The following is a 21205-nucleotide window of genomic DNA, read 5'->3' as shown; positions in this document are numbered from 1 at the left end:
CCCGCCCGTTCACACCCGCACCCCCAATTCCTGCGCGACCGTGGCGGCGACGTCGTCGGCGGTATCGAACGGCCGGACCACCACCTTCGCGATCGAACCGTCGGCGCGGACCAGGACCGAGACCGGCAGGACCGCCGGCGCCCGCACCGCCGTCCGCACCTTTCCGGCGCCGTCCTGCGTACCCGGCAGATGCACGTCGAGGTCGCGCAACCGGGCCATCGCCTTGGCCTCGTCGGGATCGCTGTGCACGGTCAGCACGGTCAGCGCGCTACCGGCGCGGGCCGAGAATTGCTGCAGCGCGGGCAGTTCCCGCGCGCACGGCTCACACCAGTAGGCCCACAGATTCACCAGGGCCGGACGGCCGGCCAACGCCTCGCCGAGGTCGACCGGACGCCCGTCGGCCAGACATTCGAGCGTGATTCCGGCCAGCGGACCGGCGGCAGGCGTAGGTGGCCGCCCCGTCGGATCACCCGGCCGCGGGCAATCGGCCAGTGCGGCCGCGGCACGCTGCCCGTCGGACACCGCAGCCGGCCCACCCTGGACCGCGGTGGTGGTGACGGACGGGCCGCGGTCGTCGCCGCGCGGCCAGACCGCGACCGCGAGCGCCACCACCGCTATGAGAATGACGAACGCCCATCGCCACGCCGTCGGAACCGATTTCACCGGCCCACCAATTCGAGCAGATGCTCGGCCTCGGGTCCCTTCACCAGTGCGGCGGCCGTCACGGGGTCGGTCGGGCCGATTCCGAACGAGGGGCAATCCTTGGCCAGCAGGCAGGCGCCGCACGCCGGTTTACGGGAATGGCAGACGCGGCGGCCGTGGAAGATCACCCGATGCGAGAGCATCGTCCATTCCTTGCGCTCGATCAGTTCGCCGACGGCGTGTTCGATCTTGACCGGATCGTCCTCGGTGGTCCATTTCCATCGCTGCACCAGCCGCGAGAAATGGGTATCGACAGTGATTCCCGGCACATCGAAGGCATTGCCGAGGATGACATTGGCGGTCTTGCGCCCGATGCCCGGCAATTTCACCAATTCGGACATCGTGTGCGGCAGCACGCCCTCGTGCTGTTCCACCAACGCCTGTCCCAGCCCGATCAGCGAACTCGTCTTGTTGCGGTAGAAGCCGGTGGGCCGGATGTATTCCTCGAGTTCCGTGCGGTCGGCCGCGGCATAGGCCTCGGCGTCGCGGTACCGGGCGAACAATGCCGGGGTCGTCTGATTCACCCGGACGTCGGTGCATTGCGCGGAAAGGATTGTGGCAACGGCCAATTCGAGCGGGGTGGTGAAATCCAGTTCGCAGTGCGCGTCGGGAAATGCCAGCGCCAGCGTGCGATTCATCCGCCGGGCGCGGCGTACCAGACCCAGCCGGGTTTCGTCGGCGAATCGGGCGGCCGGTTTCGAGTTCGCACTCGCGGATTTCTGCGGAGATTTTTTTCGAGCCACTGAACTCGATTCGGTCGATGTGACCGACGCCGCATCGGTGGCCGTCGCGGCCGTCTCGTGCCCGTTCACGGCGGTGGATCTGGGTTCACGCACTCGTCCACCATACGGAACCGCACCGACGTGAGCGCGATCGCGAACAATCCCCGTGTTCCATCTGAGACCTTCTCCGTGTTTACTCACCCGTATGCAAGGACTCGCTGTGGTGCTCTTCCCGGTGGTGTTGATGCTTTTCGCACTGTTCATGGAACGTGTCGAAAACCGCCTGCGCAAGCTGCTCGAACCGGGTGAAGAGGTCCAGCAATATCTGGACAGGGCTAGCAATGCCGAGGTCAACGAGCTGGCCAAGTTGGGCGTGCCCGCGCACGCCGGCTCCGGCGGCCGCCGCCGTAATCGCGACGAATTGGACGTCGCCCAGGCCAGCTGACCCGATTCCGCCGCCCGGCGATACCGCCGCCCCGACCCGCGAATACCCGAGCCCGGGAACTTTCCGCGGCGCCGCGCCCGTTCACAAACCGCACGTTACGTGGTGTCTGTCACTACGCTGCGTGGATGGCAAGTAGACTGCACTGTCGGCCGAACGCTTCGGTCCAGCACTGTGGCGAGCGACGCCGAGCCAGGCGGCAGCCTGCGTACCACGTAGGGACCCGCTGACGCCGCAGTAAGCACCGTCAATTCCCATAAGGAGCACATTCGTGGACGAGGCCCTCGCCAGAGCAGGCATCTTCCAAGGCGTCGAGCCCACCGCGGTGGCTGCTCTCGCCAAACAGCTTCAGCCTGTGGATTTTCCACGTGGCCATGTCATTTTCAACGAGGGCGAGCCCGGCGATCGGCTGTACATCATCACGTCGGGCAAGGTGAAGATCGGCCGCCGTTCCCCGGACGGGCGCGAGAACCTGCTGACCATCATGGGCCCGTCGGACATGTTCGGCGAGCTGTCGATCTTCGACCCGGGCCCGCGTACCTCCACGGCCACCACGGTGACCGAGGTGCGTGCGGTGACCATGGATCGCGATGCGCTCAAGGCGTGGATCGACCAGCGGCCGGAGATCGCCGAACAGTTGCTGCGGGTGCTCGCCCGTCGCCTCCGGCGTACCAACAACAACCTGGCCGACCTGATCTTCACCGATGTCCCGGGTCGAGTCGCCAAGGCGCTGCTGCAACTCGCGCAGCGGTTCGGCACTCAGGAGGCCGGTGCCCTGCGGGTCACCCACGACCTCACCCAGGAAGAGATCGCCCAGCTGGTCGGCGCCTCGCGCGAGACGGTGAACAAGGCCCTGGCCGATTTCGCCCACCGCGGGTGGCTGCGGCTCGAGGGTAAGAGCGTGCTGATCTCCGATTCGGAGCGGCTGGCTCGCCGGGCGCGGTAGGGATTTCCCACCGCGCTCCGGCGCATCCGGCTCAGTTCCGGCCGCGCAGATAGGCGAGCTGGGCCTTGACCGAGCTGCGCGCGGCCGGCCACAGCCGTTTGTCCACATCGGCGTAGACCTTCGCCACGATCTGCAGCGGTGTCGCGTTCTCACCCAGTTCGCGCAAGGCCGCCCGCACCTGGTCCAGGCGCTGATGCCGATGCTCGATGTAGTAACCGATCACCGGCTCGGCCCGCGGGTGGTCGGGGCCGTGCGCCGGGAGCAGCGCACGGCCGGGGGCGTGCCGGGCGAGCAGCGCGAGCGAGTCGAGATAGTCGCCGAGTGCGCCGTCCCTCGATTCCAGCACCGTCGTACCGCTGCCGAGCACGGTATCGCCGGTGATCAGCGCGTCGTCGAGCAGCAAGCTGACCGAATCCTGGGTGTGCCCCGGGGTGCCCAGCACCGTCAGGCGCAGCCCGGCCGCCTCGACCACTTCGCCGTCGGTGAGCGGCGCCGAGGAGCCGGACAGATATTTCGGATCCATCGCCCGTACCGGCGTTCCGGTCAGCTTCACCAGCCGATCGATGCCGCCGGTGTGGTCGTGATGGTGATGGGTGATCAGCGTCAGCGCGATATTGCCGTCGGTGGCGCGGGCGATCGCCTCGCTGTGCGCCTTGTCCTTGGGCCCCGGATCGATCACCACACAGTCGGATCGATCCGGCGCCCGCAGAATCCAGGTGTTCGTACCCTCCAGGGTCATCTGGTTCGGATTGTCGGCCAACAACACCGAAGCGGTCCCGGTGACCGGCCGCAGTTGTCCGTACGCGGGATGAGTGAGGGTCATCTCCCTTGCCTACCGCACTTCGGCGATCAGCTCCACCTCAACCGGAGTGTTCTTGGGCAACTCGAAAACGCCGACCGCGGACCGGGCGTGCACTCCCGCCGCGCCGAAGACCTCGCCCAGCAGCTCGGACGCGCCGTTGATCACCAGCGGCTGATCGGTGAAACCCGGCGCCGAGGCGACGAATCCCACCACCTTCACGATTCGCACGACCGCGTCCAGACCGACCAGATCGTGGACCGCGGCCAGCGCGTTCAACGCGCACAGCCCGGCCGCACGCGCGGCGTCCTCGACGCTCACGTCGGCGCCGACCTTGCCGGTCGCCGACAGCGCGCCGTCGACGAACGGCAGCTGGCCGGCGGTGTAGACCAGCGAACCGCTGCGCACGGCCGGAATGTAGGCGCCCGCCGGAGCCGCGACCGGCGGCAGGGCGAGACCCAGCCGTTCGAGGTTGGCCCGCCAGTCGGTGCCGGCCGTCACTGCTTGGGCCGCTTCAGGTAGGCCACGTGCTGCTCCCCGGTCGGCCCCGGCAGCACCGTGACCAGTTCCCAGCCGTCGGCGCCCCACTGATCCAGAATCTGTTTGGTCGCATGCGTCAACAGCGGCACCGTCGCGTATTCCCAGACCGTCACATCACTCATGTCGCAGAAGCGTACTGGGTGAACCGGCGGTGAATTGTGCGGCCGAGCGACTCGTCACGGACCGATCAGCACATTTCCGGCTCGCACGGAAGTGCGCTGTGTCCTACCAGACAGTAGGGCGATCCTCTGGTCGCTGTTTCGTAACGGGTTATAGGCTCGCGAGCGTGGGAGTACCGACAGCAGTACCCGTTTCGCAAGAGCCGGGACTGAAATTAGGGTGGCCGGACCGAGCCGACAAAGCGCGGCTGCATTACGTGTCCGGCAAGGGCGGGACCGGAAAATCTACGGTCGCAGGCGCTTTGGCGCTCGCATTGGCCGCCGGCGGGCGCCGGGTGCTGCTGGTCGAGGTGGAGGGCCGCCAGTCGATTGCCCAATTGTTCGATCTGCCGCCGCTGCCGCCCACCGAAACCAAGATCGCCACCGCCGACGGTGGCGGCGAGGTGATGGCGCTGGCCCTCGATATCGAACACGCCTTCCTGGAATATCTCGACATGTTCTACAACCTCGGCTTCGCGGGCCGGGCGATGCGCCGGATGGGCGCCATCGAATTCGTCACGACCATCGCTCCGGGGCTGCGCGACGTGATACTGACCGGCAAGATCAAGGAATGCGCGGTCCGCACCGACAAATCCGGTAAGCGCGTCTACGACGAGATCGTGGTCGACGCCCCGCCGACCGGTCGCATCGCCGGATTCCTCGACGTCACCAAGGCCATGGCCGAGGTCGCCAAGGGCGGGCCGATCGCCGGGCAGGCCGAGGGCGTGGCGGCGCTGCTGCATTCCGAGCAGACCGTCGTCCACCTGGTCACCCTGCTCGAGGCGCTGCCGGTGCAGGAGACCGCGGACGCGATCGCCGAGTTGACCGAATCGGATTTCCGGATCGGCACGGTCATCGTCAATCGCGCCACCGAGGGCTTTCTCCCCGCCCCGGTGCGTGCCCGCGTCGCGACCGGTGACCTCGATCTGGACGCCGTCCGCGCGGGGCTGGCCGAGGCCGGAATCACGGTGGACGACAACGACTTCCAGGGCCTGATCCAGGAGGCCGTGGAACATTCGGCCACCCTGCAGGCCCAGGACGACAGCTCCGCCGAACTGGCGAAGGTGGATATCAGCCGCCTGTATCTGCCGGCGTTGCCCGACGGCATGGACCTGGGCGGACTGTACGAACTGGCCGAACATCTGAGCGCGCAGGGAGTCCGCTGATGAGCCATCCAAGCCCGCTGATCCCGCCGGCGACTCCGCTGCTGGATGTCGGGGCCGTCATCGCCGACCCGACCGCCCGGGTGGTGGTGTGCTGCGGCTCCGGCGGGGTCGGCAAGACCACCACCGCCGCGGCGATCGCCCTGCGCGCGGCCGAACAGGGCCGCAAGGTCGTGGTGCTGACCATCGACCCGGCACGACGGCTGGCCCAGTCCCTGGGCGTCAGCGACCTCGGCAACGCTCCCCAGCGCGTCCAACTGCCCGAGACGGCCAAGGGTGAGCTGTACGCGATGATGCTCAACATGCGCCGCACCTTCGACGACATGGTGCTCGAGCACACCAGTCCGGACAAGGCCGAGCAGATCTTCGCCAACCCCTTCTATCAGACCGTCGCCTCCTCCTTCGGCGGAACGCAGGAGTACATGGCGATGGAGAAGCTGGGCCAGCTGGTCGCCAAACGCGAGTGGGATCTGGTCGTCGTCGACACCCCGCCCTCGCGCAATGCCCTGGACTTCCTCGACGCGCCCAAGCGGCTCGGCAATTTCCTCAACGGCCGGATGATCCGCGTCATCATGGCGCCCGGCCGCGGCGTGGGCCGCTTCGTCACCGGCGCGATGAGCCTCGCCGTGCGCGGGGTGTCCACGGTCGTGGGCGGGCAGATGCTCAAGGACGCGTCGCTGTTCCTGCAGTCGCTGGAATCGATGTTCGGTGGCTTCCAGGACCGCGCCGAACGCACCTACGCCATGCTCTCGCGGCCCGGAACCCATTTCGTGGTGGTCGCCGCGGCCGAGCCGGACGCGCTGCGCGAGGCGTCGTTCTTCGTGGATCGGCTCTCCACCGACGGAATGCCGCTGGCCGGGCTGGTTCTCAATCGCACTCATCCGGTGCTGTGCACCCTCTCGTCGGCTCAGGCGACCGCCGCCGCGGACCGGCTCAGCCCGGGCCCGGGCAGTGCCTCCGACGGCACCTCGAAGGAGGCCGTGGCCGCCGCGGACGCCGCCACCGATCCCGCGACGCTGACCGCCGACATACTGCGCATCCACGCCCATCGCGCGGTCACCGCCAAACGCGAACAGCATCTGCTGCACCGCTTCACCGGCGCCCATCCGCGGGTGCCGATCGTGACGGTGACCGCGCTGCCGTTCGAAGTGTCCGATCTGGACGCGTTGCGTGCGGTCGGCGAACAGCTCGCCGGATCCGACGCGGCCTGAATTCTCCAATGGTGATGACGTGCGGCCCCGATTCCGCACGTCACCGGGCGAAAAACGATCCGAGCCCGCACACGCGGACTCGGACCGTACGACTACTCGACTACATCGCGACCTTCTGCTGACGCTGGGCGCGGAAGAAGTCCGCCCAGGAGGTCACCTCGGGATGCTGCTTGAGCAGCGCACGCCGCTGCCGCTCGGTCATCCCACCCCACACACCGAATTCCACTCGATTGTCGAGAGCGTCGGCACCGCACTCCATGAGCACCGGGCAGTGCCGACAGATGGTGGCCGCCTTGCGCTGGGCGGCACCACGCACGAACAACTGGTCGGGATCCACTTCCTTGCATCGGGCCTGGGACACCCAGGCGATTCTCGCTTCGGCCTGCTCCACGTCCAATCGAGCGATGGGGGTAGTCATGTGCATTTGGTGTGCCCCTTTGCAGTCCGAACACCGGGTCAACGGCGCTCCGGAATCGCGTGCAGCCCACAGCAACCCAACCCCGCTGCGCTCCGCACCACATTCCACTTTGAGTGTTAGCTCTATCACACTGGGTTCTCAATCTAGGTAAAGGTATGGGCCCAGCGCAAGACCGTGCCCGTAATTTCTGGTACGCCCGTCCCTGCGGAGGCCGCGCGACCAGGTGTCATGGCGCGCCGCCGACCGCGCACCGCGCGTGTGACGGCGGGCCAATTAGGCTGGGGCGCGTGCCGATCTCACATACGCTCGCGAGGCTCGCCGGCGCCTGCGTCCTAGCGGCCGTACTCGTCGCCGGATTGCTGTTCCCGCTCGCCGGCGGCTTCGGGTACATGTCGAACCGCGCAGCCGATGCCGTGGACAACGTTTCCTCGGAATTGGTGGCGGGCACCGCGCCGGCGGTGTCGACGATGGTCGATGCGACCGGAGCCCCCATCGCGTGGCTGTACGAACAGAGACGTTTCGAGGTCCCGAGCGACAAGATCGCCAACGATATGAAGTTGGCGATCGTCTCCATCGAGGACAAACGCTTCGCCGAACACGGCGGCGTCGACTGGCAGGGCACGCTGCGCGCATTCCTGACCAACACCTCGAGCGGTGAAGTCCAGCAGGGCGCCTCGACCATCGACCAGCAGTACGTGAAGAACTTCCAGCTGCTGGTGGTCGCGAAAACGGACGCCGAACGCCGTGCCGCCATCGAAACCACGCCGGCCCGTAAACTGCGCGAAATCCGAATGGCGCTGACCTTGGAGAAAGAACTCACCAAGGACGAGATCCTCACCCGCTATCTGAATCTCGTACCGTTCGGCAACGGCTCCTACGGCATTCAGGACGCCGCGCAGACCTATTTCGGCGTCGATGCCAAGGATTTGAAGGTCGCGCAGGCCGCCATGCTCGCCGGTATGGTCCAGTCCAGCTCCAAACTCAACCCCTACACCAACCCCAAGGGCGTGCTGGAGCGGCGTAATACCGTGCTGGACACCCTGATCCAGAACATTCCGAGCCGGGCCGACGAATTCCGGGCCGCGAAGGAACAGCCGCTGGGTGTGCTGCCGGAGCCCAAGGGCCTGCCGCGCGGATGCATCGCCGCAGGTGACCGGGGTTATTTCTGTGATTACGCGCTGCAGTATCTGGCCAATGCCGGTATCAGCAAGGATCAGATGGACAAGGGCGGATATCTGATCCGCACCACCTTGGATCCGGCGGTGCAGAATTCGGTCAAGGCCGCCGTCACGGCGAACACCGATCCGAATCTGGAGAATATCGCCGAGGTCATGAGCATCATCGCTCCCGGCCAGGACTCCCACCACATCCTGGCGATGACCTCGAGCCGTACCTACGGTCTGGATCAGGGCGCACATCAAACGGTCCAACCGCAGCCGTATTCGATGGTCGGTGACGGCGCCGGATCGATTTTCAAGATCTTCACCACGGCCGCCGCGATGGAGAAGGGCCTGGGCACCAGCGCTCAGTTGGACGTGCCCTCGTTCTTCGCCGCGAAGGGGATGGGTAACGGTGGCGCTCCGGGCTGTCCGCCCGCCACTTATTGCGTGAAGAACGTCGGCAATTACCGATCGCCGGAGTCGGTGACCGAGGCGTTGGCGCAGTCACCGAATACCGCGTTCGTCAAGCTCATTCAGGATGTCGGCGTGACACCGACGGTCGATATGGCGGTACGGCTCGGGATGCGCTCCTACACGGAAGCGGGCACCTCCGGCCACGGCAATCAGAGCCTGGCGGACATGATCAAACAGCAGAATCTGGGCTCGTTCACCCTGGGCCCGGTCGCGATCAATCCGCTGGAATTGTCCAATGTCGCAGCGACGCTGGCCTCCGGCGGAAAGTGGTGCCCGCCCTCGCCGATCGCCGAGGTGATCGACCGCGACGGTAAGCAGGTGCCACTCACCCAGCAGGCCTGTGAACAGGTCGTCGAGCCCGGGCTGGCGAATACGCTGGCCAATGCGCTGAGCCAGGACGCCGTGGGCGGTACCGCGGCCGGTTCCGCGCATGCGGTGGGCTGGAACGCCCCGGTCTCGGCCAAGACGGGAACCACCGAAACCCACCGGTCCTCGGCATTCCTCGGCTTCACCAATGCGATGGCCGGCGCCGCCTACATCTACGGCGACTCCCCGACGCCGGGCGAGATCTGCTCGTTCCCGCTGCGTACCTGCGGTGACGGCAACCTGTACGGCGGTAACGAACCGGCTCGCAGCTGGTTCGGCGGTATCAAACCGGTACTCGACAAATTCCCGCCGCCCGGATTGCCGCCGCTGGACGACAAATACGTGCGCGGCTCGAACAACGCGCAGATTCCGGATGTGAACGGGATGTCGGAGTCCGAGGCCCGCTCGGTGCTCATCGGCGCCGGCTTCCAGGTGTCGACGGTCACCACGCCCGGGTCGGCGGCGAAGGGCACGGTCACCGCGACCACGCCGAACGGCTCGGCCATTCCCGGATCGGTGATCACGGTGCTCGTCAGCGACGGCACCCAGCGGGAGATTCCGCGCCCCGGACCGGCGCCCGCCCCGCCGATGCTCCCGGGTCTGCCGCCGATACCGAGGCTGCCACCGATCCCGATTCCGATCCCCCGGTAGCGATCCGCGAGAGGCCGGCGAATGTGCGACACATTCGCCGGCCTCCTGCTTTGTCCGGGTAGCGGCCCTACAACCGGGCTTTGACCGCGGCCGAGATCCGCGAACCATCGGCCCGGCCCGCGGCCAGCGCCGTCGCGACCTTCATGACCTGGCCCATCTGCTTCATGCCCGGGCGCTCGCCGAGCTGCTCGGCCACATCGGCGATGGCGGTGTCGGCGATGTCGGCGACCTCGGCTTCGGTGAGCGGGGTCGGCAGATATTCGTCGATGATCTCCTGCTCGGCGCGCTCGTTGGCGGCCAGCTCGCCGCGACCGTTCTGTTCGTAGACGACGGCCGCCTCATTGCGCTTCTTGGCCTCCTTGCCGAGGACCGCGATCACCTCGGCATCGGAGAGCTCCTTCGCCTCGGTACCGGCGACCTCGGCGTTCTGCACGGCTGCCAGCAGCATGCGCAGCGTGCTGAGGCGCAACGTGTCCTTGGCCTTCATCGCCGCGGTCAGATCGGCGCGCAACTTCGATTTGAGTTCCGACATGCGCCACACGCTAGCCGTTGCACGCGGACCCTCCCACCGCATTTCCGCGTGTCGAGCCGGGTGGACGGGCACGCGGACGCCCCACAAACCGGATGCCTGTGCGGAATCACACTCGGTATTCGTCACAGTGGTCGCCTATTCTGGGCTGATGCCCGTATTCTCGTCCCCCGCACTTCGACGAGCAGCGCTGGGCTCCGGAGCTAAGGTCGCCGCCGCGGCCGCCGGTACCGCAGTGGCCGGAATCGGCTATGCCTCGCTGATCGAACGCAATGCCTTCGTCCTGCGCGAGGCCACGATGCCGGTGCTGCAGCCGGGCTCGTCGAGCCTGCGTGTGCTGCACATCAGCGACCTGCACATGACGCCCGGCCAGAAACTCAAACAAGCCTGGGTTCGCGAACTCGCCGCCCTGGAACCGGACCTGATCGTCAACACCGGCGACAATCTCGCGCATCCGAAGGCTGTGCCCGCGGTGGTGCAGTCGCTGACGGCGTTGCTCTCCCGTCCGGGCATCTTCGTGTTCGGCAGTAACGACTACTTCGCGCCCGTGCCGAAGAACCCGCTCAAATACTTCGACAAGAACCACAAGCGCGTGCACGGCGATCCGCTGCCCTGGCAGGATCTGCGCGCGGCGTTCACCGAACGCGGCTGGCTGGATCTGACGCATGTGCGGCGCGATCTCGAGGTCGCCGGAATCAAGATCTCCACGGCCGGCGTCGACGACCCGCATCTGGCTCGCGATCGCTACGACACGGTCGCCGGCTCGCCGAACCCCCTGGCCGATCTGAGCATCGGACTCACCCATTCGCCCGAACCGCGGGTGCTCGATCGGTTCGCCGGTGACGGGTACGACCTGGTGCTGGCCGGTCACACCCACGGCGGGCAGCTGTGCCTGCCGGGATTCGGCGCGCTGGTCACCAACTGCGGTATCGATCGGTCCCGGGTGAAGGGGCCGTCGCGCTGGGGTGCGCACACGCGGCTGCACGTGTCCGCGGGTCTGGGCACCTCGCCGTGGGCGCCGTACCGCTTCTGCTGCCGCCCCGAGGCGACCCTGCTGACGCTGGTGGCCGCCCCGCCGAAAGGCCCCATCGCCGACAGTGGCCATGGCGTCTCGGAATCGGAGGCCGTGGCGCGCTAGGGTGGCGTGCCGAGGCACGACATCAGGCAGGGGTACACGGTGAACAGTGGGTTCGAGCGGAACGACGACCCGACCGCGCGACGAGAACCCACTCCCGACTCGAACGAGACCCCGCCGACACTGGCGATCCGGCGGGTGCCGGGCGCGACTTTCCCTGTGTCACAAGGATCTCCGTGGGCTCGGCCGGGGTCGATCCCTACCGCTCCCGGCGGCGCGTCCGAACCCGCACGATCCGGCTCCCCGGCCGAGCCCGCGGCGCCGGACGCCGGCCGGTCCCCCGGATCGCTGTTGGACGGGAACGACACTGCCGGAGGACAATCCGGGCCGGCCCATCCGTGGTCCCCACACGGCGGCGCGAGCGGAGACGCCTCTCGCGGCACGAATGCGGGCCCGGGACCCCACCATCCCGACGCTCCTCCGACATCGCAGGGCATGCCGCTGGGCTTCGCTCCGTCGCCGCACGGTTTCGCCGCCCCGGGCGGGCCCGGTACGCCGCACAACCCGAATCCCTTCGGCGGGCAGTGGAATTCCGGTGCGCCGGGCGCACGGTCGGGGCCGGGCGGATCCGATGCGCCCACCACCGCCTTCGGGGCCCGACCCGGGACGCCGCAATGGCCGGGCAGCGCGATACCGGGCACGAATAGCGCTTCCCAGCAACAGTTCTCGGCACCGCACGGTAACGGGCGCCCCGAGCCGGATTGGCAATTGGGGGTCGGATCACATCCCGCTCCGCAGCAGGCGTCCTGGGGACCGCCGACGGCCCAGCATCCGCACACCGCGCTGCTACAGGCCCCCGAGCAACAGCCCCGGCGACGAAAGGCTCTGCTGCTCAGCGGAATCGGAGTGCTGGTCGTCGTGGCGATCGGCGCGACGGTGGCGGTGGTCGCGAGCCGGCATTCCGACTCGCCGACCGCCGCGGGTCCCGGCAAGCCCTCCATGGTCAGTGCGCTCAGTAGCGAAAACCAGCCTCCCCCACCGCCGTCGCGGCCGCAGCAGACCGCACCGCAGCAGTCTGCGCCGAAACCGCAGCCCGGCCCCGCGCCCCCGCCGATGGTTCCGGGCTACCAGGTCGTTCAGATCCTGGATCGCGGTGCGGCCTACGACGCCCCCGCGGAGTGGAAGGTCGATCCGATCGGTACCGCCGCCTGGGGTTCGGGATCGAACCCGCTGGAGATCGCCGGCTTGGCACAGGACGGCAAGAACTACTGCCCGAACTACACCCGGACCAACGCCTTCCTCACCATGTCTCCGCAGGCGGACCCGGCCGCGGCCGCCGCGGATATCGGGGCCCGGATGGCCAAGTTCGGCTGGTCGAACGCCACCGTCGCCGCCCCGGCCCCCGCCCAGCCGATGGTTTCGCTGGACGGGCAGCTGCACGGCGCCTTCGTGGAGACCACCGGCAGCGCGCCCCCGCCGGCCCCCGGCTGCGCCACGACCTTCGCGGTCTATACCTTCGCCTTCCCCAGCGAGAACGGGAACTTCGTCATGACCGTCGCCGCCGACACCGGCGTCGACAAGTCCGTGGACAAGGAAACCGCCAAGCGCATCCTCTCCACCATCCGCCCCCTGCCTGCCCGCTGACCTGCGGATTTAATGATCCGCTCCCCCCTGCTGTAAGCTACGACAGGCTCAACTCACGGGGTGTGGCGCAGCTTGGTAGCGCGCTTCGTTCGGGACGAAGAGGTCGCAGGTTCAAATCCTGTCACCCCGACTCGTGTGTGGAGACACGGCAGAGGCCCTGACCAATCCACTGGTCAGGGCCTCTTGCTTTGCCGGATGCGTATCGCGGTGCCGGGTTCGGGAGACTTCACCGTCCACAGCCCGATCCTCTGGGCGAGCTCCCTTCCCATTTCCGGGACCACCGGAAAACCTTGTGCTACAACTTTGTTCGTGGTGGCACTCATCGGCTTGGTGGTGATCCTGGGGATCATCATTCTCATCGCGGGAGCGATTCTGTTGATCGTCAGTCTGGCGAAAGCGCCGGGGCGGCGGCAAGCAGCTTCCGCCCCGGAGGCGTCGCAGCACCAAGACCTGCCGATGTGGACTCCGCCGCAGAATCAAGACGTCCCGTTGTGGAGCCCCCCGCAGAATCAGGATGTTCCCCTGTGGAGTCCCCCGCAGAACCAGGACGTGCCGCTGTGGAGCCCTCCGCAGCAGCATTCCACGCAGCAACCGCCGGCTCAGACGCCGTACTGGTCGCCCGGACCGCGGTAGGCACGGGCTCGCTCACGCGTCTGTCCGGCATCCGAGACCGTGTTCACTCCAGATGCGCCAGCATCTCGCGCTGGTGCCGGTAGCCGATGGTTTCGTAGCCGACCACGGTGATGAACGGGGAGAGCATCACCACCAGCAGGCAGACGGAGATCGAGACGCCGAACGCGGCGAGGATCACCGCGAGGGCCAGCACCAGGGCCGTGAGGGTCAGCAGCAGGATGTGGAATGGGTCGGGCGCCGACAGCAGCAGCGTGTGCAGTAGATAGACCATCAGCAGGTAGACGCCGACCGGCAGCGCCAGGGCCAGGACGACCGCGACCGAGCCGATATGGGAGTGGTGCTCGAGTGACAGGCCCGCGACGTGCAGGCCCGCGCCGGCGCCGGCGATACCCATGTAGAGCGGGATGTGGCCGTATCCGAACAGGTAGCCGCGGTTGCGGCGGTGCACGAGGATCTCGCCGAACGGGGTGGTGAAGTACACCCACCACATGCCGAAGGTCAGGCCCACGCCGGCGACCACGATCGCGATCGCGTCGGCACTCCAGTCCGCACCGTCGCTGCCGCCGAGCAGCCCGCCCGAGGAGGCGACCGTGCCGACCACGCCCTCACCGAGGGCGATGATGGCGAACAGGCTGTAGCGTTCGGCGACGTGGTGCGGATGCCACGGGGTGCCGCTCGCGCGGCCCTGGGTCAGCACCGGTACGAGCAGTTCCAGCACGCCGAGCAGCACGCATCCCACACCGGCGACGAGCAGCGGCATGGGGACGAATGCGATGATCACCCAACCGATTTGGGCGATGATCGTCCAGCGGATACTCCCGTAGCCGACGTGCCGGAAGGAGGGCGACTCCCGCCCGGCGCGCCACCACTGCAGCACCATCGCGATCCGCATCACGATGTAGCCGACGACCATCAACCGCACGTCGAGGTGATGGCCCACGTCGACCGAGTGGAACATCGCGGGCAGGCCGAGGGCGAAGACCACGACGCCGATCATCACCACCATGGTGAGCACGCGGTACAGCCAGTCGTCGGTGTCGAACGCCGAGGCGAACCAGCTGAAATTGATCCAGGCGTTGACGATCGCGAACATCGCCAGCACGAAGGCGACCACCGCCTTGCCCGCATGCCCGTCGGCCACCATCTCGGCGAAATACGACGCCGAGGTGCCGACCGCGACCACGAAGGTCAGATCGAACAGCAGCTCCAGCGGTGAGGACACGCGTCCGGGTTCGTCGGGATCGCGGCCGGTCATCGGGATGCGGCGGTGCGCCGGTCCGCGGGCGCCGCCGGTGGTCACGGAGTCGCTCATGGGCACCGATGATGCCGTACCGGCGGGTCGGCTCGCCGCTACCGACCCGCCGGGGCACGACGTGCTGCGCTACTTCCCGGACGCGTCCGAGGACTGCAGCAGCGAGTTGAACTTGTTCGTGTAGAACTTGCTCGGATCCAGCTTGTGATCGATGGCCCCGGTGTCCTCGAGCCAGCTCTGCCAGCGGGTGAAGTCCTCATCCGACAGCTTGCCGTAGCGGGCCGGAACACCCACGGACAGCCAGTATTTCAGCGTCGAGGTGTCCTCACCGGCGCGGTGGCGGGCGTTGATGATCTCGGTGAACTTCGCGATCACCTGCTCGCGCGGCGTACTGCGCTCCCACTCGATCGCCTTCGCGACGCCGGTGGTGAAGGCGCGGACCACGTCGGGATTCTTCGCGATGAAGTCGTTGCGGAAGACGTAGGGCCCGCCGTTGATCGGACCGCCGTATTCGTCGAGTTCGGTGAAGATCGGCCGCACCCCGCCGTTGGCCACCGCACGCTGCTGGAACTGGCCGTTCAAGGCCGCGGCGTCGATCTGTCCCTGCCGCAGCGCCTGTTCGATATTCGGCGGCGGCAGCGCCACCAATTGCACCGATTTGATCTGGTCGACGCTCAGCCCGGCCTTTTTCAACGCATCGTGGATATCGGCCTCGTTCTGGCCACCGAGCGTATTCACGCCGACCTTCTTGCCGACCAGATCGGCGGCCGTACGAATCGGGCTGTTGTCGAGCGTGTAATAACCCTGGAAGGACTTTTCGTCCGACCCGTAGTAGTTGACCACCGCGGTGATGGGCGCCCCGGCGCCGGCCAGCTTGGCGACCGCACCGGCGAATGCCCCGCCGAAGTCGATCTGCCCGGTCGCGGCGGTCTGGATTTCCTGCGGACCGCTGATGGTGTTGCCGACGTAGTCGAGTTTGATCTTGCCGTCGAAGAATCCGAGGTTCTCCGCGACCTCCGGAAGCGTGACCTGATCGGTCCAGCCCAGATACCGCAGCGAGGTCACCCCGTTCTCGGTGTGGGCGGACCCTCCGCTGCCGCACGCGGTGAGCAGCACAGCGGCAGCCGTACCGGCTGCGAAAATGGATAATGCGGTGCGGATACGTCCGGACATCAGGTAATTCCTCTCGACACTGCGCACGACGGCACGGTGGTGCGCGTCGGCCCGGCCGAGCCTAGGTGGTGCGAATTACGAAGCCTCCCCTTTGAATCACGACGATTCGGTTGGAGCGATTGCATTCCGGGCGAGTCCAACCCTTTCGGACACCTGCGCGAATGCGGTAGATCTGGGGATTACCGCCCGCGAACGAGGATGAGGATGTGCGATGACCGACCGCGTACTCCCGGTACTCGATCTGACGACCGCGGATTCCGATCCACTGCGGTTCCGCAACGAATTACGCGAGGCCACACACGAATTCGGGTTCTTCTATCTGGTCGGTCACGGCGTCGCACCCGAGCGCGGCGCCGAACTGCTCGCCTTGGCGCGGCGGTTCTTCGCGCTGCCGGAGGCGGCCAAGCAGGAGATCAGTCAGTTGCGCAGCCCGCAGTTCCGCGGCTATTCGCGACTCGGCGGCGAGCTGACCAACGGCCGGGTCGACTGGCGCGAGCAGATCGATATCGGGCCGGAGGCCGAGGCGATCGCCGGGGCGGAGGGGTACTGGCGATTGCAGGGCCCCAATCTCTGGCCGACGGCACTTCCGGAACTACGTCCCGCACTGCGTGATTGGGACGAATCTCTCGCTCGGGTCGGGCGTGCCCTGCTGCGGCACTGGGCCGCGGCACTCGGTGCGCCGGAGAACTTCTTCGATCCCGCGTTCGCGGACCGCCCGGCCACCCTGATCAAGGTGGTCCGCTATCCCGGTAACCCGGACAATCCCCAGGGCGTCGGCGCGCACAAGGATTCCGGTGTGCTCACACTCCTGCTGGTGGAACCGGATTCGCACGGTCTGCAGGTGGAGCTGTCGTCCGGGGATTGGGTGGACGCGCCGCCGCTACCGGGCGCCTTCATCGTGAATATCGGCGAATTGCTCGAGGTGGCCAGCGGCGGCTATCTGCGTGCCACCCGGCACCGCGTACTCGCCCCGGAACCGGGCACCGACCGCATCTCCGTCCCGTATTTCCTGAATCCGGCGCTGAACGCCCGCATACCGCTGCTACCACTGCCACCGAACCTCGCCGCGGACGCACGCGGAGTCACCGCCGACCCGGACAATCCGATTTTCGACACGTACGGGCAGAACGCCTGGAAATCACGCATCCGGGCGCATCCGGACGTCGCCGAACTCCATCACGGCATCACCCCGAGCGCACCCGCGCGGGCGTATTGACTCACGGCTTGCGGCCGACGCCGCCCAGGATGCACCGGCGCACGTCCGACAGCGGTGTGAGCCGCGGTCCGTCCGGCCACCAGTCGTCGCACAGTACGAGCCCCGGTTCGACCATCTTCAAGCCGCCGAACAGGGCCTGAATCTCCTCCCGGGTGCGGAATCGCCCGCTGCCCATCGGACTGTGGACGAACCTGTCCTCCATCTTGCGGGCCAGTTCGCTCGGCCCGGAGTCCTCCGGATCGTAGAAGTGCGCGATCGCCACGTACGAACCGGAGGGCAGCGCGTCGATATAGGTCCGCATCAGGGCCGAGGCGTCGTCATCGAGATAGTGCTGCAGGGTCCCGATCTGAAACAGCGCCAGCGGCCGGGAGAAGTCGAGGTCGTCGCGCACCGTCGGGTCGGTGAGCACCTCGTGCGGGCGGAAGATGTCGCAGGCGACGATGCTGGTCTGCGAATTCGACTCGAGCAGCGCCCGTGCGTGCGCCAGCACCATCGGATCGTTGTCGACGTAGACCACCCGGGCCTCCGGCCGGATCCGCTGCACCACCTGATGGGTGTTCTCCGCCGTCGGCAGCCCCGACCCCAGGTCGAGGTACTGGTCGATCCCGGCCTGCGCGGCCAGGAAGCGGCACGCTCTGATCAGGAAGTCGCGGTTGGCCCAGGCCAGATCGTTCACCTGCGGGGCCACGGCACGCACCTGGGCGAGCACTTCACGGTCGACTTCGAAGTTGTCCTTGCCGTTCAGGGCGGCATCGTAGACGCGCGCGATACTGGCACGAGCGGTATCCACCCCGACCGGCACCACACTCGGGTACGCGGCAGAAGACTGCGACATGAAGGCTCCCCTGGCATTGCTGAAACGGCATTGCTGAAACGCTGACCCTGTGGAACTGGTACCCGGCACACAGCCGTCGCACTACAGACTGTGTTACGCCGAGTCTCCCCTATTTCCTGGGCTTACGGGCGCATACCCGACATTTCATCGCGCGGAGATCCGCTCGCCCCGTCGTCGCGACCTGCGATGACCGTGGTCGCACGGGCGCCGGTCGTTGGTATAGTCCGCAGAGTTCTCGCGATGGGAACGGGAAACCGGTGTCAATCCGGTGCGGTCGCGCCACTGTGTTCAGCCCATGCTGTCAGCCAGACCCCTTTCGTCGCTGCGCACGGACGGGGACGCGGGTTCCCCAGAAGGGTTGGGGCCCATGTCCTCTCGTCGCCGTCTACTTCGCGATGTCCTGCGGGACTGGTCCCGGCGCGACTGGCTGGAGGCCGGGGTGCTGCTCGGCGTGGTCGCGCTGATGCATCTGATCGGATTCGGCCTGCTGTTCGGTGCGATCGCCCCGCACGGTTATCGCATCGGCACCGAGGTCTTCGGCATCGGGCTGGGCATCACCGCCTACACCTTCGGGCTGCGTCACGCCTTCGACGCCGACCACATCGCCGCCATCGACAACACCACGCGCAAGCTGATGAGCGACGGCAAACGCCCCAAGTCGGTCGGATTCTGGTTCGCGATGGGACATTCCACGATCGTGTTCGTCCTCGCCGCGCTGGTGGTGGCCGGTGCGCACGTGGTGGGCACACTGGTCGACGAGGACTCCTCGACCCGCAAGACACTCGGCACCATCTCGACCGTGGCCTCCGGCTCGTTCCTGTATCTGATCGGTTTGCTCAATGTGGTTGCGCTGATCGGTATCTGGCGCGTGTTCCGCCGGCTGCGCGACAGCGGGCACTACGATCGCGCGGAGCTGGAGGCGGCGCTCGATTCGCGCGGATTCCTGGCCCGCCTGCTGGCGCCGGTGATGCGGATGGTGGGGCGGCCGGTGCACGTCTATCCGGTCGGTGTGCTGTTCGGCCTGGGGTTCGACACCGCGACCGAGGTGGCGCTGCTCGCACTCGCCGGGTCCGGCGCGGCGGCCGGACTGCCCTGGTACGCGATCGTGGTGCTGCCGCTGCTGTTCGCCGCCGGGATGAGCGTGATGGACACGATCGACGGCCTGTTCATGAACGTCGCTTACGACTGGGCGTTCTCCGATCCGGTGCGCAAGATCTTCTACAACCTGGCCATCACCGGTCTGTCGATCGCGGTGGCCCTGTTCATCGGCTCGATCGAGCTGATCAAGGTGCTGCACGACGACACCGGATTCGGCGGTCCGGTGGCGGAGTGGATCGCCGGCATCGACCTCAACAACGCGGGATTCGCGATCGTCGGATTGTTCGTCCTCGCCTGGATTGTCGCGGTCGCCTACTGGCGGCTGGCGAAGGTGGACGAGCGCTGGGCGCCCACGCCGACCGAAGAATCGGCCTGACCGTTCGAACCGCATCTCGTCGAGCCGCACACAATCGGCGGCCGACGACCGAAATTCTTGCGACGGCGATCACACCTGTGCCATAGTTCGCTGCATATGTGAGACGGAGCAGTCTCGCATTAGCGAAGGAGCCGAGTGTGACCGAACCCTGGACGCGCCGCATCCGCCGGACGATTTGCGTACTCGCCGCGGCGACGGCGCTGACCGTGCCGGCCGCGGTGGTGGCCCATCCGCCCAGCGCCACCGCCGAACCCGCGCCGGTCGCACCCGCGGCCCCGATCCCCCTGCCGCCCGAGCTGGATCCGGGCTTCTATCACCCCGCGGCGGAGATCGTCGCGGCGAAACAGCCCGGCGAGATCATCGCCGCGCGGCAGGTGCGGGTGGCCAATCTGGGGCTGATACCGGTCAACGTCGACGCGTGGCAGATCTCCTACCGGTCGAACGACAGCCGGGACCAACCGATTCCGGCGGTGGCGACAGTTCTGAAACCACGTGGTTCGGCGCCGGACAAACTTGTCTCCATGCAGATCGCCGAGGACTCCCTGGCCGGCTACTGCGCACCCTCCTACGCGATCCAGCACTTCTCGGCCGGTCCGTTCCTGGGCCAGATCGTCGCCCCGGCCGAGTTCGTCATCGCCCAGGGGGCGTTGCAGCAGGGCTGGGCGGTGGTGATTCCCGATCACGAGGGACCGAACAACGCCTACGCCGCGGGTCCGCTCGCCGGCCGGATCACCCTCGACGGCATTCGCGCGGCCCGCGACTTCGAGCCGATGCGGTTGAGCCCGCAGACCAGAATCGGTCTCTACGGCTACTCCGGCGGCGCGATCGCGACCGGCCACGCCGCCGAACTGAAAAGCGGCTACGCCCCGGATCTGAATATCGTCGGCGCGGCCGAGGGCGGTGTGCCCGCGGATCTCGGCATGACACTGAACGTGGCCAACGGACAAGCGACGTCGGGCCTGGTTCTTGCCGCGGTGATGGGCCTGACGCGCGAGTATCCGGAGTTCGCCCGCTTCGTCGACGAGCATATGGACCCGCTGGGCAAGGGCCTGACCACGCTGCAGAGCGGATTGTGCGTGCAGTATGTCAGCGCGCTGCTGCCGTTCCTGAATCTGAAAGGGATGCTGCGGGTTCCGGGTGATCCGATGCAGCAGCCCGCGGTGGCCGCCGTGCTCGACGAGACCCGGATGGGTCGATCGGTGCCGGATATGCCGATGTACATCTGGCAGGGCAATCCGGACGAGATCATCCCGGTCGGCCAGGTGAACACCCTCGTCGACAGCTACTGCCGAAACCCCTCCGCCACAGTGCAATACACCAGGGAACACTTCGCCGAACACGTGGCCACCGAGATCTCCGGCGGCGGGGCAGCGATGCTGTGGTTGCGCGACCGGCTCGACGGCGTGCCGGCCCAGCCCGGGTGCCACACCGCCGATGCCGGATGGTTGTTGCTGGACCCCAACGGTTTCCAGATGCTGGCCTCGACCTTCGGTGAGACCTTCGCGTCGTTCTTCGGCAAGCCGATCGGCGTGAAGTAAACCGGAGCGATCGGCGCAGGACGCCCGGCACAGCGAGGTGCGGGGAGGCGAAGGGCCCGTTCGACGTGGGGGGGCGAACGGGCC

Annotated in this window: 21 protein-coding genes and 1 tRNA gene; 12 read left to right on the top strand and 10 right to left on the bottom strand. The window is 67.3% G+C overall.

What is annotated here, in order from left to right; translation table 11 throughout:
- Positions 1 to 9: 9 nt before the first annotated feature.
- Positions 10 to 663: a TlpA family protein disulfide reductase gene (locus tag AC5592_RS30300; protein WP_036497376.1), complete on the bottom strand. Its 654-nt coding sequence runs from the start codon at positions 661 to 663 to the stop codon at positions 10 to 12.
- Complete coding sequence (nth, locus tag AC5592_RS30295; RefSeq protein WP_232329615.1) at positions 660 to 1367, bottom strand: endonuclease III; 708 nt, start codon at positions 1365 to 1367, stop codon at positions 660 to 662. Before nth ends, AC5592_RS30300 begins: the two co-directional genes overlap by 4 nt.
- 262 nt (positions 1368 to 1629) lie before the next feature.
- Here nth and AC5592_RS30290 point away from each other — a divergent pair, with 262 nt between their 5' ends.
- Both AC5592_RS30290 and AC5592_RS30285 read left to right on the top strand, forming a co-directional pair.
- Positions 1630 to 1869 carry a hypothetical protein gene (locus AC5592_RS30290; protein WP_030516432.1) on the top strand — a complete coding sequence of 80 codons (240 nt, stop codon included), beginning with the start codon at positions 1630 to 1632 and terminating at the stop codon, positions 1867 to 1869.
- Positions 1870 to 2137: 268 nt separating this feature from the next.
- Positions 2138 to 2812: a Crp/Fnr family transcriptional regulator gene (locus tag AC5592_RS30285; protein ID WP_019044571.1), complete on the top strand. Its 675-nt coding sequence runs from the start codon at positions 2138 to 2140 to the stop codon at positions 2810 to 2812.
- Between the two features lie 31 nt (positions 2813 to 2843).
- Here AC5592_RS30285 and AC5592_RS30280 read toward each other — a convergent pair whose 3' ends face one another.
- Genes AC5592_RS30280 through sp36 form a run of 3 tightly spaced genes read right to left on the bottom strand, consistent with a single transcriptional unit; the run spans position 2844 to position 4273 of the window.
- On the bottom strand, positions 2844 to 3635 hold the full coding sequence (locus AC5592_RS30280) for an MBL fold metallo-hydrolase (protein WP_063066165.1): 792 nt from the start codon (positions 3633 to 3635) through the stop codon (positions 2844 to 2846).
- A 9-nt stretch (positions 3636 to 3644) separates the two neighbouring features.
- Complete coding sequence (locus AC5592_RS30275; RefSeq protein ID WP_036497372.1) at positions 3645 to 4112, bottom strand: RidA family protein; 468 nt, start codon at positions 4110 to 4112, stop codon at positions 3645 to 3647.
- Positions 4109 to 4273: a Sp36 family protein gene (sp36, locus tag AC5592_RS30270; protein ID WP_085997207.1), complete on the bottom strand. Its 165-nt coding sequence runs from the start codon at positions 4271 to 4273 to the stop codon at positions 4109 to 4111. The genes AC5592_RS30275 and sp36 overlap by 4 nt, the downstream gene beginning before the upstream one ends.
- Positions 4274 to 4437: 164 nt before the next feature.
- On the opposite strand from sp36, the gene bagA reads away from it, so the two are divergent.
- Entirely contained in the window at positions 4438 to 5475 is a 1038-nt protein-coding gene (gene bagA / locus AC5592_RS30265; RefSeq protein ID WP_051024132.1) for an ATPase BagA, read from the top strand.
- The gene (gene bagB / locus AC5592_RS30260; protein WP_051024130.1) at positions 5475 to 6683 is read left to right on the top strand and encodes an ATPase BagB; all 1209 of its coding nucleotides are present in this window, start codon (positions 5475 to 5477) and stop codon (positions 6681 to 6683) included. Before bagA ends, bagB begins: the two co-directional genes overlap by 1 nt.
- A 100-nt stretch (positions 6684 to 6783) precedes the next feature.
- Here the strand turns inward: bagB and AC5592_RS30255 are convergent, their stop codons facing one another.
- Positions 6784 to 7107 carry a WhiB family transcriptional regulator gene (locus AC5592_RS30255; protein ID WP_030516437.1) on the bottom strand — a complete coding sequence of 108 codons (324 nt, stop codon included), beginning with the start codon at positions 7105 to 7107 and terminating at the stop codon, positions 6784 to 6786.
- 281 nt (positions 7108 to 7388) lie between these two features.
- Here AC5592_RS30255 and AC5592_RS30250 point away from each other — a divergent pair, with 281 nt between their 5' ends.
- Positions 7389 to 9752 (top strand): penicillin-binding protein, encoded by a 2364-nt coding sequence (locus AC5592_RS30250; protein ID WP_036497371.1) that lies wholly within the window; start codon positions 7389 to 7391, stop codon positions 9750 to 9752.
- Between the two features lie 67 nt (positions 9753 to 9819).
- Here the strand turns inward: AC5592_RS30250 and AC5592_RS30245 are convergent, their stop codons facing one another.
- Entirely contained in the window at positions 9820 to 10284 is a 465-nt protein-coding gene (locus tag AC5592_RS30245) for a GatB/YqeY domain-containing protein (RefSeq protein WP_062994581.1), read from the bottom strand.
- Between the two features lie 148 nt (positions 10285 to 10432).
- Here AC5592_RS30245 and AC5592_RS30240 point away from each other — a divergent pair, with 148 nt between their 5' ends.
- From AC5592_RS30240 to AC5592_RS30225, 4 genes are all read left to right on the top strand, one after another.
- Positions 10433 to 11419: a metallophosphoesterase gene (locus tag AC5592_RS30240; protein WP_039775551.1), complete on the top strand. Its 987-nt coding sequence runs from the start codon at positions 10433 to 10435 to the stop codon at positions 11417 to 11419.
- 432 nt (positions 11420 to 11851) lie between these two features.
- Positions 11852 to 13000 (top strand): DUF8017 domain-containing protein, encoded by a 1149-nt coding sequence (locus AC5592_RS30235; protein ID WP_063066164.1) that lies wholly within the window; start codon positions 11852 to 11854, stop codon positions 12998 to 13000.
- A gap of 56 nt (positions 13001 to 13056) precedes the next feature.
- Positions 13057 to 13130: transfer RNA gene (locus tag AC5592_RS30230), tRNA-Pro, on the top strand.
- Between the two features lie 179 nt (positions 13131 to 13309).
- Positions 13310 to 13633 carry a hypothetical protein gene (locus tag AC5592_RS30225; protein WP_157122317.1) on the top strand — a complete coding sequence of 108 codons (324 nt, stop codon included), beginning with the start codon at positions 13310 to 13312 and terminating at the stop codon, positions 13631 to 13633.
- A 43-nt stretch (positions 13634 to 13676) separates the two neighbouring features.
- Here the strand turns inward: AC5592_RS30225 and AC5592_RS30220 are convergent, their stop codons facing one another.
- Together AC5592_RS30220 and AC5592_RS30215 are read right to left on the bottom strand one after the other, a co-directional pair.
- Positions 13677 to 14945 carry a low temperature requirement protein A gene (locus tag AC5592_RS30220; RefSeq protein ID WP_063066162.1) on the bottom strand — a complete coding sequence of 423 codons (1269 nt, stop codon included), beginning with the start codon at positions 14943 to 14945 and terminating at the stop codon, positions 13677 to 13679.
- Between the two features lie 69 nt (positions 14946 to 15014).
- A complete protein-coding gene (locus AC5592_RS30215) occupies positions 15015 to 16058 on the bottom strand; it encodes an ABC transporter substrate-binding protein (RefSeq protein WP_063066161.1) in 1044 nt (347 codons plus the stop codon).
- A gap of 211 nt (positions 16059 to 16269) precedes the next feature.
- Here AC5592_RS30215 and AC5592_RS30210 point away from each other — a divergent pair, with 211 nt between their 5' ends.
- The gene (locus AC5592_RS30210; RefSeq protein ID WP_063066160.1) at positions 16270 to 17274 is read left to right on the top strand and encodes an isopenicillin N synthase family dioxygenase; all 1005 of its coding nucleotides are present in this window, start codon (positions 16270 to 16272) and stop codon (positions 17272 to 17274) included.
- A gap of 1 nt (position 17275) precedes the next feature.
- On the opposite strand, the gene AC5592_RS30205 is transcribed toward AC5592_RS30210, so the two are convergent.
- Complete coding sequence (locus AC5592_RS30205; RefSeq protein WP_036497360.1) at positions 17276 to 18109, bottom strand: SAM-dependent methyltransferase; 834 nt, start codon at positions 18107 to 18109, stop codon at positions 17276 to 17278.
- 367 nt (positions 18110 to 18476) lie between these two features.
- Between AC5592_RS30205 and nicT the strand changes: the two genes are divergently transcribed.
- Together nicT and AC5592_RS30195 are read left to right on the top strand one after the other, a co-directional pair.
- The gene (gene nicT, locus AC5592_RS30200) at positions 18477 to 19583 is read left to right on the top strand and encodes a Nickel transporter NicT (protein ID WP_063066159.1); all 1107 of its coding nucleotides are present in this window, start codon (positions 18477 to 18479) and stop codon (positions 19581 to 19583) included.
- Positions 19584 to 19720: 137 nt separating this feature from the next.
- Entirely contained in the window at positions 19721 to 21121 is a 1401-nt protein-coding gene (locus tag AC5592_RS30195) for a lipase family protein (protein WP_063066158.1), read from the top strand.
- Positions 21122 to 21205 lie beyond the last annotated feature (84 nt).

It is taken from the genome of Nocardia violaceofusca NBRC 14427 (genome assembly GCF_963869435.1).
In the GTDB taxonomy this organism is placed as follows: Bacteria; Actinomycetota; Actinomycetes; order Mycobacteriales; family Mycobacteriaceae; genus Nocardia; species Nocardia aobensis.
The sequence above is the reverse complement of the archived record's forward strand: the minus strand, read 5'-3'. Positions and strand labels throughout refer to the sequence as shown.